The following is a 14,664-nucleotide window of genomic DNA, read 5'->3' on the forward strand; positions in this document are numbered from 1 at the left end:
TATTTTTGAGAAATTTTATACTTCCATTTCAAACCTTTTACAAACTGTGTGATATTTTTTATAATTAAAGGCTAACTTCGCCAGCGAACTCGAAAACCTCAAATCAGGAGGGCTTTTTATGCGGAAAATTATCATCACCATAGCAACTGTATTTTTTTGTTGTGCTATGGCTACAAGTCAAGTACAACCAGATTCCTTGGTCACATTCACCGATACGGTCGACGTAGATAAACCCCGTTTCCAACAGCAACCCGGTCTGGCGCTGGCAGCCTCTAAAATATTTTTTTCAGAAAAGCGCTGGTCGATTGGTGGCTTCGGTGAATTTAATTATGTACCACTTCAGCAAAATGTAAGCTCGGATCTGGGTGATCTCGAGCTCTATTATTCTGGATTGTATCGTTATGCCACATTTTTCGGCTACCGATTGACGGACAAACTAATTTGGAACTCGGAGTTTCAGCTGGAATTCCTGCATGATAGAGAGGGGAATACGCATCACGAGATCGTGGTAGAAGCGTTTGTAGATTATCTTTTTGCAGACTATTTGAAGGGGCGTTTGGGCTTTTATCCACTTACTATCGGCTATGTCAACAATAATGATGAGCCGGTTATGTTCTATTCCGTCAACCGTTCCGAAGTAGAGCGATTGATCACGCCGTCGACGTGGATTGAGTTTGGCGCCATGTTTTATGGGAATATTTCCAAAGATTGGAGCTATGCCCTGGGCTTTTCACAGGGGTTAAGTAGCCAGAATTTTTTAGGTGCTAGTTGGATCCGACAGGGAAGAGAAATTCGTCTCGACGTTCCGCGCTCTATTGCCGTCAATCCTCAGATTAATTATCATGGTGTTAATAACCTCACCTTATCAGCTTCAGGTTACTATGGCAATTCGGGGCAGGGGGAAACCGTTCGTGTTAATGATAGGGAAGAGGAAATAAAGGGGCGGATCAACCTAACCACGGCTTATGCAAAGTACGATTGGCGGACGTTTCGCTTCGTTGCGGTAGGCACCTATGGCACCTTAGGCGATACCGAAAAAATATTTCAGCAGACTGCCGATACCAATGAAGCAGGTCAGGTGTTAGGCAGTAATACCTTCGGTTACCTGTTTGAAATGGGTAACGACATCTTACCATACCTACGTGGCCGCGCACATGGCGCGCGCCCACACCGGTCTTCTTTCCTTTTTGATTCGCATGAGATGAAGCTCAGTTTATTTGCAAGATATGAGCGCCTAAATACGCACCATCAGGTGAACCCGCTTTTGGTAGATCTGCCCAGAGTAGAGAGTAATCTACATATTACAACTTTGGGTGTCAACTTCAATACAAAAGAGAATATTGTATTAAAGGCGAACTACCAATACAGGAAAAATATGTCGCCGTCGGATCCTCGGCCTACAAGCAATATCATAGAAACCGGACTGGGCTTTATTTTTTAAGCAATTTATAAGCGACAACGCTGTTGTTATTGAATGTGGGGATGTATAAGGTTTGATTTGCCGAGTCATATCCTAAGTCTGCGGTATTCATCTTGCCACGCACATCCAACAGTTGCTCTAAAGTTCCGTCCGCTTTCACATAATAGATTAATCCAGGCCAGCAGGTTACCAAGAAATCACCATTACCCACAGGCTCTAAACCATCTCCATTTTCAGCCAAACCTGTTGCTACTATTGTTTTGTTTTTATTTTGATCCACTTTCCACAATTCTTTGCCAGCAAGTACGTACAGTGTGTTATCGATCACTCGAACACCGTTGGCATTATTAGCTTCATCGAGGTACAAAGAGGCTTTGTCGTTTTCGATCAAATAGATTTTGTGCTCACGTGTATCAGACACAAATACGCGCCCCTGGCTATCTGTAGTTACATCATTTAAGAAGGAGGCACCTGCTACCGGAATTTTTTTGAGTAGCTCGCCTGTATTTACATTAACCACCACGACGTCCGTAATGTCGGCAATATACAGGCGATCATCATGTATAGCCATGCCCTTTGGGGCGTGTAAACCTGTTACCCAGGATGGGTTCTTTAGCTTTCCGTCAGCATGCAATACCGCAACACCTCCTTTGCCATCCTTTTCATTGCCAGCGCCGTCGATCAACGAAACTAATAATGTGGAGCTTGTCGTAATCGGTAATACCGATTCTGGGATGGGAAGTTTTTCGGTCGATTCCCACAATTTTTCCAATTTGTGCTGAGCTTGAGCCGAGTAGGCAAACACAGAAAGGGCCAGTATTGCTAGTCTTTTTTTCATAGTAGTATGTTTTCCGAATGTCGTAATTTATCAAAATTAGCTAAGAATGTCAAAGGTTTAGCCCGCATTCTGTATCTTTGCACTTGTGAAGGATAATGTAAAATTGGTGGATATCAGAAGTTTGAGTGAAGATCAGTTGAAGGTCAAACTCACCGAGATGGGGGAGCAAGCGTTCCGCGCAAAGCAAATTTATGAATGGCTTTGGCAGAAATCCTGTACCTCGTTCGATGAGATGAGCAACCTCAGCAAAGCGCTCAGGGAGAACCTGAAAAACCATTTTACCATCAATGCGGCACAGGTTCGGCAATCGCAAATCAGCACCGATAAGACCATCAAAAGCACCTTTACGCTGTATGATGGCAACGTAATTGAGGGCGTGTTGATTCCGGCCGATTCCCGGATGACTGCTTGTGTAAGTTCACAGGTAGGATGCAGCTTGACGTGTAAGTTCTGTGCTACTGGCTACATGGATCGCAAGCGAAACTTGAATGCCGATGAAATCTATGATCAAGTTGTGCTGATTGCCAAGCAAGCAGAAGATCATTATCAACAACCGCTATCTAACATCGTGTACATGGGTATGGGTGAGCCATTGCTCAACTATGCTAATATGATGAAATCGATAGAACGAATTACTTCGCCAACTGGTCTCAATATGGCGGCCAAACGTATTACGGTAAGTACCGCGGGTATCGCCAAGATGATAAAAAAACTGGGTGACGATGAAGTTCGTTTCAATCTGGCGCTCTCTCTACATGCAGCCAACGATGAGAAGCGGAACGAAATTATGCCCATTAATGAGCAAAATACGCTGAAAGCATTGGCCGAAGCACTCAAATATTATTACGCCAAAACCAAGAATGCAGTAACGTTTGAATACATCGTATTCCATCATTTCAATGATGAGCTGGAAGACGCCAGAGATTTAGCGAAATTCTGTAAACACATTCCGTGCAAGGTAAATATCATTGAGTACAACCCGATTGCCTTGGCAGATTTTGTAAATGCGGAAGCCGATAAGATCGATGTATTTGCAGATTACCTACGTAGTCAAGGCGTAATCACCAACGTACGGCGCAGTCGGGGTAAAGACATTGATGCCGCATGTGGCCAATTAGCGATTAAAGATAAAACTGCCGAAGAAGTATAGCCATTCCAATTCTACGTCAGTATACGTTTATTCGATATGTATAGACTAGATAGATACTGGCACGGATTCGTGCATATTCTCTTTCCGCAACGATGTGCTGGGTGCGATACGACGCTCTGCCATCAGGAGCGAATCCTGTGTACTACCTGTTTGTACCATCTACCGAAAACCAACTATCATCTGGATCCCGAAAACGAAACAGCGAAGCAGCTGTGGGGCAAGGTGGTATTCCACCGTGCGGCATCTTTGCTGACGCTATCTAAATCATCCCGCGTTCAGCGGATAATTCACCACCTTAAATATGGACAACAACCTGATGTTGGAATCTATCTGGGTAAGATGTACGGCAAAATCCTACGGAGCACGCCAATAGTGAAGGGAGTAGACCTGATTGTTCCCATTCCCATACATCCGGTTAAAAAGAGGCGACGTGGCTATAATCAATCGGAGTATTTTGCACGTGGGCTGAGTGAAGTATTAAATATTCCCTACGATACGGCGCTGTTGAAACGCACGGTCAATTCGGTTTCTCAAACCCGTAAATCCCGCGCAGCACGTTATGATAATGTAGAGGGGGTATTTACTTTTGTGCCGCAGCGACGAGCTAGGGCAATTGCCCATGTGCTGCTAGTGGATGATGTAATTACGACAGGCGCTACCATTTCTATTGCTGCGCAACAGCTGATCGATGGTTTAGGTTGTGAAGTATCAATTCTTACCATAGCACGTGCTTAGTGCAAAGGCAAGAGCTAATGAGAACTTCGTAACTAGTACAAAAAGAGTTGTTGCCTCTTCCTAAAATCGTTTTCGATAAAACAAAAGATACGCAAATAGTGCCATGCCAATACCAACGGCATCCGCAAATATATCCCACCAATCTGCCTGCCGTGTACTGGTAAAATAGTATTGGGCAAACTCTGTGAAAAAAGCAAAAGAACCGGTACCTAGCAATACCCAAAATGCAGAGAGGTACTTCCTTGCCATGCCTTTAGTGTAGGCTACTGCTCCATACAGAAACAGCGCGGCAAGAAGAAAAAAACTGCCACAATGGGCAATCTTATCAAAACCTTCGTAAAGCGGTATTGGAGTATTCCCTGGTGATTTCAGCATGAGGTACAGCATGCAGATGGTCCAGAGGAATGCCCAGGAATAGCTTAGAATAAAACGCATAGCTGTAAAAGTCGTCTTTATCCGGTAAAGATAAAAGCCCTTTAACGAATTTTATACGTTTTTTCCGCCATTTTCACATTTTCTATTCCACAGCGTAAAAAATTATTTCATTGTATATCAGTAAGATATGTGTAAATATTAGATTTTTATAGTACTATGTATTGCAAAGTACTGTCTTTAAGATATATCTTTGTATTGTTATGGTAGCTGAAAATACACAAGTGCAGATGCGGAAAGGAATATTGGAATACTGTATTCTTTCTATTATATCTCGAAATGAGATCTATGCATCGGATATAATTGCGGAGTTGAAGAAGGCGGAGCTCTTGGTCGTAGAAGGTACATTGTACCCTTTGCTTACACGGCTAAAGAACAATGGCCTGCTGAGCTACAACTGGAAAGAGTCTACATCAGGGCCTCCGCGTAAGTACTATGAAATTACTGCAGAGGGCATGGAAGTGCTTCAAAAACTGGATGTAACTTGGAAGGAGCTGCTATTTGCAGTAGAAACCTCTTTAGAGCATAGAACGATTTAAGTAAGTGACAACAAGATATTAAAAACCCTAAGGCAATGAATAAAACTATAATCATCAACATAAACAGCATCGTTTTCCACATTGAGGAGGATGCCTACGAGATATTGCGTTCCTACATGATCGATATCAAACGGCACTTTGGCCGTTCGGAGGACAGCAAAGAAATTTTAGAAGATATTGAGAATCGGATTGCTGAAATGTTTTCAGAACGCATCCACTCCGGTAAGAAAGAGGTGATCGGTATTGATGACGTCAACCAGGTCATCGGGCAGATGGGGCGTGTGAGTGATTTTGAAGCTGGCCTAGTGGGCGAGGATGAAGAAGCTCCAAGTACTGCCGATGCCGAAAAGGCGAATGAAGAGCAAGAGCAGCAGGCACCGATCAATGAGCCTACTTATTTTGCTAAAAAATTAATGAAGGATCCGGATGACAAGATCTTAGGCGGTGTATGTAGTGGACTAGGACATTACTTCGGCATAGAACCAAAGTGGGTTCGGGTGATGTTTCTTGCCTTTTTCCTGTTCGCTGGGTCCGGAGCTATGCTGTATATTGTATTATGGATCTTTATGCCTAAAGCCGCTACCCGTGCCGACAAAATGGCGATGCGTGGCGAAGCACCGAACTTGCAGAACTTTAAAAAGTCGTTCGAGATGGATGAGCTTTCCAGTCAGTTATCTGGTACACGCGAATACATCGGCCGAAGTGCGCGCTCTGTGGAGTCGTTTATTGGCTCTTTCTTCCGCATCGTTGGCCGTGTACTGGGGATCATCATTCTGTTTTCGGTTGGTATGACTTTATTGGGATTATTTATCTTCTTTATATTCAACGGCCTGTATTTGATCGGTTTCCAGACAGAAGTTTTCTTCCCGCCGTTGGAGCTATTGGATCCTTCAGATGCTTACCTGGCATTACTTGCCGGATTTCTAGCGAACTTTATTCCGTTCATGGCATTGTTTTACCTCCTATTAAGGGTGTTATTCAATGCGCCAAAGATGAATAATTATGCATCTCTTACCTTGCTCACTGCTTGGGGGTTGTCTATCATTGCGATCATCTATTTCAGTGTAGCTACGGCTCAAAACTTTCGGGAAACTAGTACCGTGAAGGTAGAGAAGCAGCTACAATCTGCACCAAACTATGTGTTTTCGGAAAAAGATGTGCGGGTAATCGATGCGTCAAGTGAAGATTTTGATAACGGACGACTAAAAGCAATTGAAGACGGATTTAGTCTTCGGGACGATTTAAGCATCCGTATTGAATCCCTGGATTCTTTGGAAAAGCCCTTCATACAATATAATTATACGGCTAAAGGTCGCACTTTCAAGCAAGCTTCAGACAATGCATCCGATATCGCATACCAGGTGAAACAGGATGGAGCAAGTCTTCTGTTTGATAGTCACTTTCTGTTTAGCTCGAAAAAGAAATTGTATCGCGATCAGCGGATCGATGTGAGCGTATTTTTGCCAGTAGGCACAAAGGTGACCATTATGAACAATATGGACCATAAAGTATTCCATAGCGTATCGATACATGAGTGCTACCCAGACATTAACCAAAAATCTACGGAGTGGGTGATGACAAAGAATGGTTTGAAATGTGCAACGGCCGATCCAGAAGAGGAAAAAGAAAAGGTGGAAGAGACTGCAACTTCTGAGTCTTAAGCAGCGTCTACAGAATAGAATAAACAAATTTACATCCTAACGACCAATGATTCGAATACTATTTATAGTTGCCCTGGCAGCTATTGCCCTAATAAATCAAGCATTTGCCCAGCAGGGAAGCATACATATACAGGGTTCTGTACTTAACGAACAGCAGGAACCATTAGCTGGAGCAACCGTTTATCTAATGACCGTTAGCTCTAAGGTAGTCCTAAAATCCGCGCTCACTGATGATAAAGGAGAGTATGCGCTCAGCCATGTGCCAACAGGAAATTACTACCTCGAAGTAGGGTCTATTGGATATACTTCTGCTCAGTCGGATCCTTTTGAATTTGCTGGAAAGAAGCTGGATATGCCTGCTTTTGTTCTTTCCGCGCAAAGCCAAGCTATCGAAGCCGTAGCCGTCACCGGACAACAACCACTCATCAGAAGTAGCAATGGCAAACTGGTATTGGATGTCGAAAACTCTACCTTAGCTGCGGGCAACAATGCCCTAGAAGTGTTGCAGCGCGCGCCAGGAGTAACTATTGATAAAGATGAAAACATTTTGTTGATGGGTCGTGAAGGGATAAACGTCACAATAGATGGACGACAAACATTCATGACGGGCGAACAACTAGCTTCTTTTCTGAAGTCTATGGATGGCGGGCAGATCAAAAATATTGAAGTGGCCACTACCCGTAGTGCCAAAGATGATGCAGAAGGTTCTTCCGGGAGCATCAATATTGTGCTGAAAAAAAATAAGATTGAAGGTTTTAATGGTACGTTAATCGGAAGTTTAGCACAGGGGAATCATACTCGAGGCAATACTTCAGCGAGTTTGAATTATAAGAAAAACAATACGACATTGTTCGGCACGTATTCTTACATGAACAATAAGCGTCTGTTTGATCTAGATATTTACCGTATAGTAGGCGAAGAAGATCCCACGGTTTTTGATCAAACGTCGGACTTGTTGCAAACTGATAGGACACACACATACCGCTTTGGTATAGAGCAGAAAACTTCGGAACGTAACACCCTACTGGCTCAATTTTCGGCCAATAATATGTCGGAAGATGAAGATAATACCAGTTTTACCGCGATGAGCCGCAGAAGCGGGCCAATCGACTCCATGCTCAACTCCAACACGATGGGGCGTGCTGGGTTCAACCGGTATTCATTGAACCTCAACAATACATTGCTCACGGATACTTCTGGTGGTAAGTTGGTTTTTGATGCCGACCTAAGTCGCTTCAGAAATACCAATACGATCAATTACCAATACCTGATGAGCGATGCTCAGGGATCACTATTGTACGATCCAGAATTCGAACGCAGTGCCATGCCGGTAGATATTGATATCTATGTGGGTAAGGTAGACTATAGCAAACCCTTGAAAAACCAAGCTAGGTTCGAAACAGGTTTAAAATATAGCAATGTACGATCGGATAATAACATGCAATTTGAGCACGTGGTGAATGGTGTATGGCAGGAATTCGTTGGTCGTTCGAATCATTTCGTTTATACAGAACAGGTGGCTGCCGCGTATGCCGATTACAGTAGAGAGATTGGTAAATGGTCGGTGAAGGCTGGTCTGCGAGGCGAACTGACGTTGTCGGATGGAGAGTCGCGCACCATGGAGACCAATGTCAAACGACGCTACTTCGATCTTTTCCCTTCGGCCAGTGTGACGCGCACGCTGAATGAAAACAACATACTATCCTTAAGCTATGCGAAAAAGATTTCGCGGCCCAATTACCGTTTTCTCAATCCATTCGAATACTTTATAGATCGATTCACCTTTATGCGTGGCAATCCCTATTTGCAACCGCAATATACGCATGGTTTCAGCCTCAATTATACCTGGAAGCAGCTATTTAACTTCACCTTGGGTAGCGACATTACCAACGATGCGATCACAGAAAGTATGGGGCAAGATGAAGAAACAAAACAATCTTGGGTAATTCGGGAGAACTTGGGCAGGCAGGTGAATAGCTACCTAAACATCAACACACCTTACAAAGTGGGGAATTTCTGGAGTATCAACAACAATATGACGCTAGTGCATATGTACTTCAAAGGACCTATTGCTGGCTCATTTGTAGATCAGGGAGGTTTTATGTTTCAGTTGAACAATATGAACAACTTTAAGATCAATAAGTCCTTCTCCGCAGAGACTTCCTTATCTTATACTTCCCCCTTCGTATACAACATTTATAAGATCCATAGTCGCTGGAATCTGGATGCCGGTATAAACTATAATTTCAAAGATCCACGGAGTACGTTGAAGTTGGCCGCAACAGATATTTTCCGCACCATTCGTAACAACGTAAGTACTGATTTTGGTGCATTCTTCGCCGATATTCGTCAATACAACGACAACCAAACCGTACGGTTAACGTATACCTTCCGTTTTGGTAATTTGAAGCAGAATATCCGTAAAACGGATAGTGGTAATGACGAGAGAGATCGGGCTCAATAGGGTTTGATCGTCTCATTAAAAGAGCAGCCTAAAAAGACAAGCTATGAACGTCTTTGCGAGACGGAGGGACGACCACGAAGCAATCTTATATTCTTAAAAACAAGAAATCCTCCTTTTTGTAAAAGAGGATTTCTTGTTTTTCGGACATCTGAAAAACGCCTATCTTTGAGACATGAATATGAAAAGTGTGGTTATTTTTTGCGCTTCCAGTCCCGGCTTTGACGGAGTCTGGATGGAAAGCGCCCGTCGGGTTGGAGCGCATTTGGCGCAGTCCGGAATCACCCTGGTTTACGGCGGTGGCAAAGTCGGATTAATGGGCGCTGTAGCTGATGCGGCATTGGATGCAAAAGGCACGGTGGTCGGTGTGATCCCCGAATTTCTCGATGCCAAAGAAGTCGGCCATCACGGCGTTACGGAGTTGATCGTAGTAGAAACGATGCATGAACGCAAAATGGAAATGAGCACACGATGCGATGGTGTGATCGCATTACCGGGTGGCTTTGGTACGTTGGAAGAACTTTTTGAAATGATCACTTGGGCACAGCTTGGCTTGCATAGCAAACCAGTTGGCATTCTGAATGTGAATGGTTTTTACGATCACCTGATTACATTTATCGAACAGATGGTGATTAGCGGATTATTAAGACCGGAGAATCACGATATGCTGTTGGTGTCTGATGATATCAGCGATCTGTTGGCAAAGATGAACAACTATACGGCTCCGAATGTACCCAAATGGTTGGATAAGGAAGACGTTTAGCCGAAAGCGTTCGTAATAACAGTTACTGCGGGATGGATTTGTGTGCTGGCAGAAAGATCTGAATGAGGTAGCTAATAACGACTACACCAATACAGCCGATCAAGTTGAGCCACAGAAATGCGATGATATCTTGTTGCCAAATGATGACTACCAATACCTCTGTAAGTAGTGCAGCAATGAATACCGCCTTGCCACCAATATTCTTTACATAAAAGGCGACGAGAAAAATACCCAGAATTGTACCGTAGAAAAGTGATCCCAGAATATTAACCGCCTCTAACAAGTTGCCTACCCGATTGGCATACAAGGCAATGATTACGGTAAAAATCCCCCAAAAAAGGGTGGTGATGCGAGAGATACGTAAATAGGTTTTATCGTCGTCGGATTTGCGAATAAATCGCTTGATAATATCAATGACCGTTGTAGAGGAAAGGGAGTTAATAGCACTGGCGGTGGCCCCCATAGATGCTAAAAAAATAATGGCAATAAGTAGGCCTACCAAGCCTTTTGGGAATACGTCCTTCACAAAAGACAAGAACACATAATTGTTGTCGTTGGTATCTGCTTTTGCATCGTTTTGCTGTAGCAAAACGATCATTTGACTCCGGAGCGAGTCGGTAGTCTGGTTGTGCGCTGCCAGTGCGGTCGTATACTGATCTTCTGCCTGTATATCACCATCCCTCATGGCTTTGATTAAGCCTTCAACATCGTTCGCCTTCGCGGCTTTAGTATCTTCGTGTTGCGAGAGCAAGTTATTGTATTCCGCGGAGTACACACCGCTTTCCAGTTTTTTTACTTCCGTTTGGTTGAAGAAAAGTGGTGGCGTGTTGTATTGATAGTAGGCAAATACGAGTACACCGATTAATAGAATACAAAATTGCAGTGGAATTTTCAGCACGCCATTCATCAACAAGCCCATCCGGCTTTCACGTACCGATGATCCGGTAAGATAGCGACCTACCTGACTCTGATCTGTACCGAAATACGACAGCTGTAAGAAAAATCCGCCAATCAATCCGGTCCATACCGTATACTGGTTGTCTAAGTCGAAGCTAAAGTCGATGGCGTTGGTTTTACCAGATTTACCGGCTATATGCAGCGCTTCAGAAAATCCAATTTCTTCCGGCAGGAAATGGACGACCAATACACCCGCTAGCAACAAGCCGCCAAAGATGATGGACATCTGCAGCAGTTGCGTGTAGGAGACGGCCTTAGTGCCGCCATATACGGTATAGGAAACTACCATCAGACCGATGCCTAGGGTCGTGAGCGTGAGATCAATTTCGAAGATAGTAGATAAAATTACGGCTGGTGCAAAGATGGTGATGCCGGTAGATATGCCGCGCTGAATCAAGAATAGAATTGCCGTAAGTACGCGCGTGTTGGTATCAAAGCGCTTTTCCAGAAATTCGTATGCGGTGTACACTTTCAGCCGATGGAAGATGGGCACAAAGGTGACACACAAGACAATCATGGCCAGTGGCAGTCCAAAATAAAACTGTACGAAACTCATGCCCGATGAATAGGCTAGTCCCGGGGCAGAAAGGAATGTGATGGCGCTGGCTTGTGTAGCCATCACCGAAAAACCTACATTGTACCAGGGAAGCTCCCGGTCACCGAGCATATAACCGTCAATGTTTTGGACATTGCGGCTTTTGTAGATCCCATAAGTTACGATACCCAGCAACGTGAGAATGAGCACTATCCAATCGAGAGTGCTCATTCAAAAGATTTTGTAAACCAGTACATCAATGCGATATTGACGATAAGCCAAAAAGCCACCAGCCAATAAAATCGTCTCCAGCTACCAATAAAAGAGGGAAGCCCCTTATCGGTCACTTGGCTTGTGTGGGATCACAAATTTTACAAAGATGCTGGCGAAAATCAATCCGCCTATTGCTCCTGTAACCAAGCTCAACGGTGCTCCGGATGAAGCAAATGCAATGATTGCACCCATGACAGCACCGATTAGGTAAAGAGAATTGTGCAAAGTGGTTTTTTCGTTTTTAGTATTTTCCATGTTGATTTTATACTTAGGATATTTTCCTTAATCTTCTTCTTTTGCCAGCAAATTTACAAATAATCTGTAAGCTCCCGGAACTCCAGCGGGTAATTGCCTAAAAAAGGCGAGTGAGGTATACACAAACTTACCTTTCCCTTGTCGGCTAATGATCAGAGCACCGTCGTGTGCTGCTTCGTTCTTGTCATGCATCGAAAGGGGTTTTCGGTAATGCGAATCCGTGTTTTCGACAAAATACAAGCCACGCTCTTGAATCCAGCTCGCAAAATCTGCTTCCGTAATTTTGTTAGGTTTTTGCAGAGAAGGGTCTGTAGGTAATAAGAATTTTACGGCCGCATCCTCCTCTGTCACACGAGCGCGCGTAACCTGAAAGGGGAAGGGCCCGATATCTTGTCCGGCTACGCCGGAGTTTACCTGATATTGTACGAGTACCGTGCCGCCAGCTTCGGCATAGCGCAATAGCGCTGGTGTATATTCCGTAAGATCGGCATACACATTATACGCGCGTATACCTACGATCAATGCATCGTATTGTGCAGCGCTCACGGTGGGGATTTCCTTCGGGCTGATGACATCCACTACCATACCAACCGCGCGTAGTGCATCTGGCACGCGATCTCCCGCTCCGATAACATAAGCCACACGCTTAACTGGGACTTGTAAGTCGATCGGTTGCACCTTGACATCTACTTTTGGAAACCAGGCCTGCGATGGGATGTGATTATATTGAATCTGACGGTACTGCCGAATCGTATCTTTTTCCATACTAAAACTGATCCCCGTTTCTGCAGAGTTTCCGTCTTTTTTAAGACTTCCCGGTATGACTTTTACATCAAAAGATTGCGTGATGGATTTTGCTGTTCCAAAGTTAAGAACAGTCTGTGTAGGGGATATTTGTATACCTGCTGGTACATGAGTAACGATTTCCGCCTGATCAGTAGCATCATGACGGGTAAACGTCATCTGTAGTTTTTGTGACTTTTCGTTATCAGTCAGTAGGATCGAAGTTTGGGGCGTCGAGGCAGTGATCTTGGGCAGCACATGCAAAGGGTTTTGAATTTCTCCGCGCACCGGATCCACATAGCGATGCCGGATCGGTTGCGTTAGGGCAATCGACAATCCATCAATGGTAACCACGAATTCCGTTTGTGGCCGATCACCGCTTTCTGGAGCGCCGAAGTCTGCTTCCTCTACATCAAATTTCCCCAATGTATAGGGATTGCGTAGCCAGTAAGGCTGTGTAATGGATTGCGGGGTGAACTCGTATTGATGACGGAAAATCGTGTTATTTTTCAGCGGTTGGCTTACGGATTGATCTCCGATGCGATCTATGCTAGCCGTTACATTCGGGTTTCGCACGATCAACTCCTGAAACACGTCTACCGGCTCTCCCAAGATGCCGATCGGCCTCAACGTGTAGTTGTCTAGGTAAAAACCCGCGCAGGTCAGGATCAACTCTTCTATTTCCTGTGTTTTTACCGCACGCCAATGCTGATCTGAGATCTTCTGCACGTTTTTATGCAGTGCAATTAATGAAGCGATACTATTTTGCGGAGCATTGACATCGAAATTTTTATTGATGTCGGCTACCTGTTGAGTGATCTCGCCACTATTTGCCAAGCGAGACCAATCGGTCTTCACGCCGTCGAGCAGCGTTTGCGTAGCCTTCTCGCCAGCTACATGCTCGAAGTACTCGATGCTCTGTCCGCGCGTGGATGCGGAGCCGAAGCCTTGACTTTTGTGCTGCGAACGACTGATCGCGGCGACCTCGCCATACGATGCGCCTAGTAAAGTGTTAAATGCACCGGTCTGAATCTTTAGCTGATTTTCGGACGTGTTGTTCTGGCCGCCAAAGTTGGCCGTATTCCACAACAAACGTTTGGCCTGCCATACCGATAGCTCTTGCAGTTGTTCTGGAAAACGGGAAGGATCTGCTGCGGCAATAAATGCTTCATGCGCGAGGATGGCAGAGGCCTGATGATGACCGTGACCACCTCGTGGATCTGGTGGGAAACGCGTGATGATGACATCCGGCCTGAGTTTACGGATCAGCCACACGCTTTCGCGTAACGTTTCTTCTTTATTCCAAAAATCAAATGTTTCCTCAAATGTTTTGGAGAATCCGAAATCATATGCAGAGCTGAAATATTGGTTACCACCATCAATTCGACGTGCTGCCAGTAGCTCTTGCGTGCGTATTAAACCCAGCTCAATGCCCAGCTCTGTGCCGATCAGATTCTGTCCACCATCTCCTCGCGTTAGCGACAGGTAGGCTGTTTCATACTTCTTCTCATTCGCCAGCCAAGCGATCAATTTGGTGTTTTCATCATCGGGGTGTGCCGCAAAATACAATACCGAACCTAAGACGTTTAGTTTTTCTAATCCCGCTTTTATCTCCGAAGAATTTTTTGGAATTATCGTCTGGCCAATGGAGGAAGTGTATGTTATTAACAGGAATAGGAAAGTAAGCGTACGCGGCATGGATGAATGTACATTAACAATAAAAGGAATCAAATAGCTATTTGATTCCTTTTACCAACAATTAAAAATCCTTTTTAAAAACCCTTGATACTAAACCTGATACTTCTTTCGCCCTGAAGTGAATAGAGGATCAGGCATTAATTTCATTTCTATAAAAGTAGGAC

At 44.4% G+C, this 14,664-nt stretch carries 12 protein-coding genes; 7 read left to right on the top strand and 5 right to left on the bottom strand.

Annotated features, from left to right (window positions below; all coding sequences use genetic code 11):
• Positions 1-166 precede the first annotated feature (166 nt).
• A complete protein-coding gene (locus tag M8998_RS11055; RefSeq protein ID WP_249992706.1) occupies positions 167-1,441 on the top strand; it encodes a hypothetical protein in 1,275 nt (424 codons plus the stop codon).
• On the opposite strand, the gene M8998_RS11060 is transcribed toward M8998_RS11055, so the two are convergent.
• Entirely contained in the window at positions 1,431-2,258 is an 828-nt protein-coding gene (locus M8998_RS11060) for an SMP-30/gluconolactonase/LRE family protein (RefSeq protein WP_249992708.1), read from the bottom strand. The two genes, M8998_RS11055 and M8998_RS11060, sit on opposite strands and share 11 nt — an antisense overlap.
• An 85-nt stretch (positions 2,259-2,343) precedes the next feature.
• Between M8998_RS11060 and rlmN the strand changes: the two genes are divergently transcribed.
• Together rlmN and M8998_RS11070 are read left to right on the top strand one after the other, a co-directional pair.
• On the top strand, positions 2,344-3,408 hold the full coding sequence (rlmN, locus tag M8998_RS11065) for a dual-specificity RNA methyltransferase RlmN (protein WP_249992710.1): 1,065 nt from the start codon (positions 2,344-2,346) through the stop codon (positions 3,406-3,408).
• A gap of 36 nt (positions 3,409-3,444) precedes the next feature.
• Complete coding sequence (locus tag M8998_RS11070) at positions 3,445-4,143, top strand: ComF family protein (protein ID WP_249992712.1); 699 nt, start codon at positions 3,445-3,447, stop codon at positions 4,141-4,143.
• Positions 4,144-4,203: 60 nt separating this feature from the next.
• Here M8998_RS11070 and M8998_RS11075 read toward each other — a convergent pair whose 3' ends face one another.
• Positions 4,204-4,578 carry a VanZ family protein gene (locus tag M8998_RS11075; protein WP_249992713.1) on the bottom strand — a complete coding sequence of 125 codons (375 nt, stop codon included), beginning with the start codon at positions 4,576-4,578 and terminating at the stop codon, positions 4,204-4,206.
• Positions 4,579-4,778: 200 nt separating this feature from the next.
• On the opposite strand from M8998_RS11075, the gene M8998_RS11080 reads away from it, so the two are divergent.
• The 4 genes from M8998_RS11080 to M8998_RS11095 all read left to right on the top strand — a co-directional run bounded on the left by M8998_RS11080 (position 4,779) and on the right by M8998_RS11095 (position 9,999).
• Positions 4,779-5,114 carry a PadR family transcriptional regulator gene (locus M8998_RS11080; RefSeq protein WP_249992715.1) on the top strand — a complete coding sequence of 112 codons (336 nt, stop codon included), beginning with the start codon at positions 4,779-4,781 and terminating at the stop codon, positions 5,112-5,114.
• Positions 5,115-5,149: 35 nt separating this feature from the next.
• On the top strand, positions 5,150-6,775 hold the full coding sequence (locus M8998_RS11085; protein ID WP_249992717.1) for a PspC domain-containing protein: 1,626 nt from the start codon (positions 5,150-5,152) through the stop codon (positions 6,773-6,775).
• A 46-nt stretch (positions 6,776-6,821) separates the two neighbouring features.
• Positions 6,822-9,239, top strand: a complete 2,418-nt coding sequence (locus M8998_RS11090; RefSeq protein ID WP_249992720.1) for an outer membrane beta-barrel protein — start codon at positions 6,822-6,824, stop codon at positions 9,237-9,239.
• Positions 9,240-9,411: 172 nt separating this feature from the next.
• The gene (locus M8998_RS11095; RefSeq protein ID WP_249992722.1) at positions 9,412-9,999 is read left to right on the top strand and encodes an LOG family protein; all 588 of its coding nucleotides are present in this window, start codon (positions 9,412-9,414) and stop codon (positions 9,997-9,999) included.
• 22 nt (positions 10,000-10,021) lie between these two features.
• Here M8998_RS11095 and M8998_RS11100 read toward each other — a convergent pair whose 3' ends face one another.
• The 3 genes from M8998_RS11100 to M8998_RS11110 form a co-directional block, all read right to left on the bottom strand.
• Complete coding sequence (locus M8998_RS11100) at positions 10,022-11,722, bottom strand: sodium:solute symporter family protein (RefSeq protein ID WP_249992724.1); 1,701 nt, start codon at positions 11,720-11,722, stop codon at positions 10,022-10,024.
• A 105-nt stretch (positions 11,723-11,827) separates the two neighbouring features.
• Positions 11,828-12,019 carry a hypothetical protein gene (locus M8998_RS11105; protein ID WP_249992726.1) on the bottom strand — a complete coding sequence of 64 codons (192 nt, stop codon included), beginning with the start codon at positions 12,017-12,019 and terminating at the stop codon, positions 11,828-11,830.
• A gap of 27 nt (positions 12,020-12,046) precedes the next feature.
• Entirely contained in the window at positions 12,047-14,500 is a 2,454-nt protein-coding gene (locus M8998_RS11110) for a PIG-L family deacetylase (protein WP_249992728.1), read from the bottom strand.
• Positions 14,501-14,664: the final 164 nt, after the last annotated feature.

Origin of the sequence: Sphingobacterium sp. lm-10 (genome assembly GCF_023554555.1) — a bacterium.
Classification (GTDB): domain Bacteria; phylum Bacteroidota; class Bacteroidia; order Sphingobacteriales; family Sphingobacteriaceae; genus Sphingobacterium.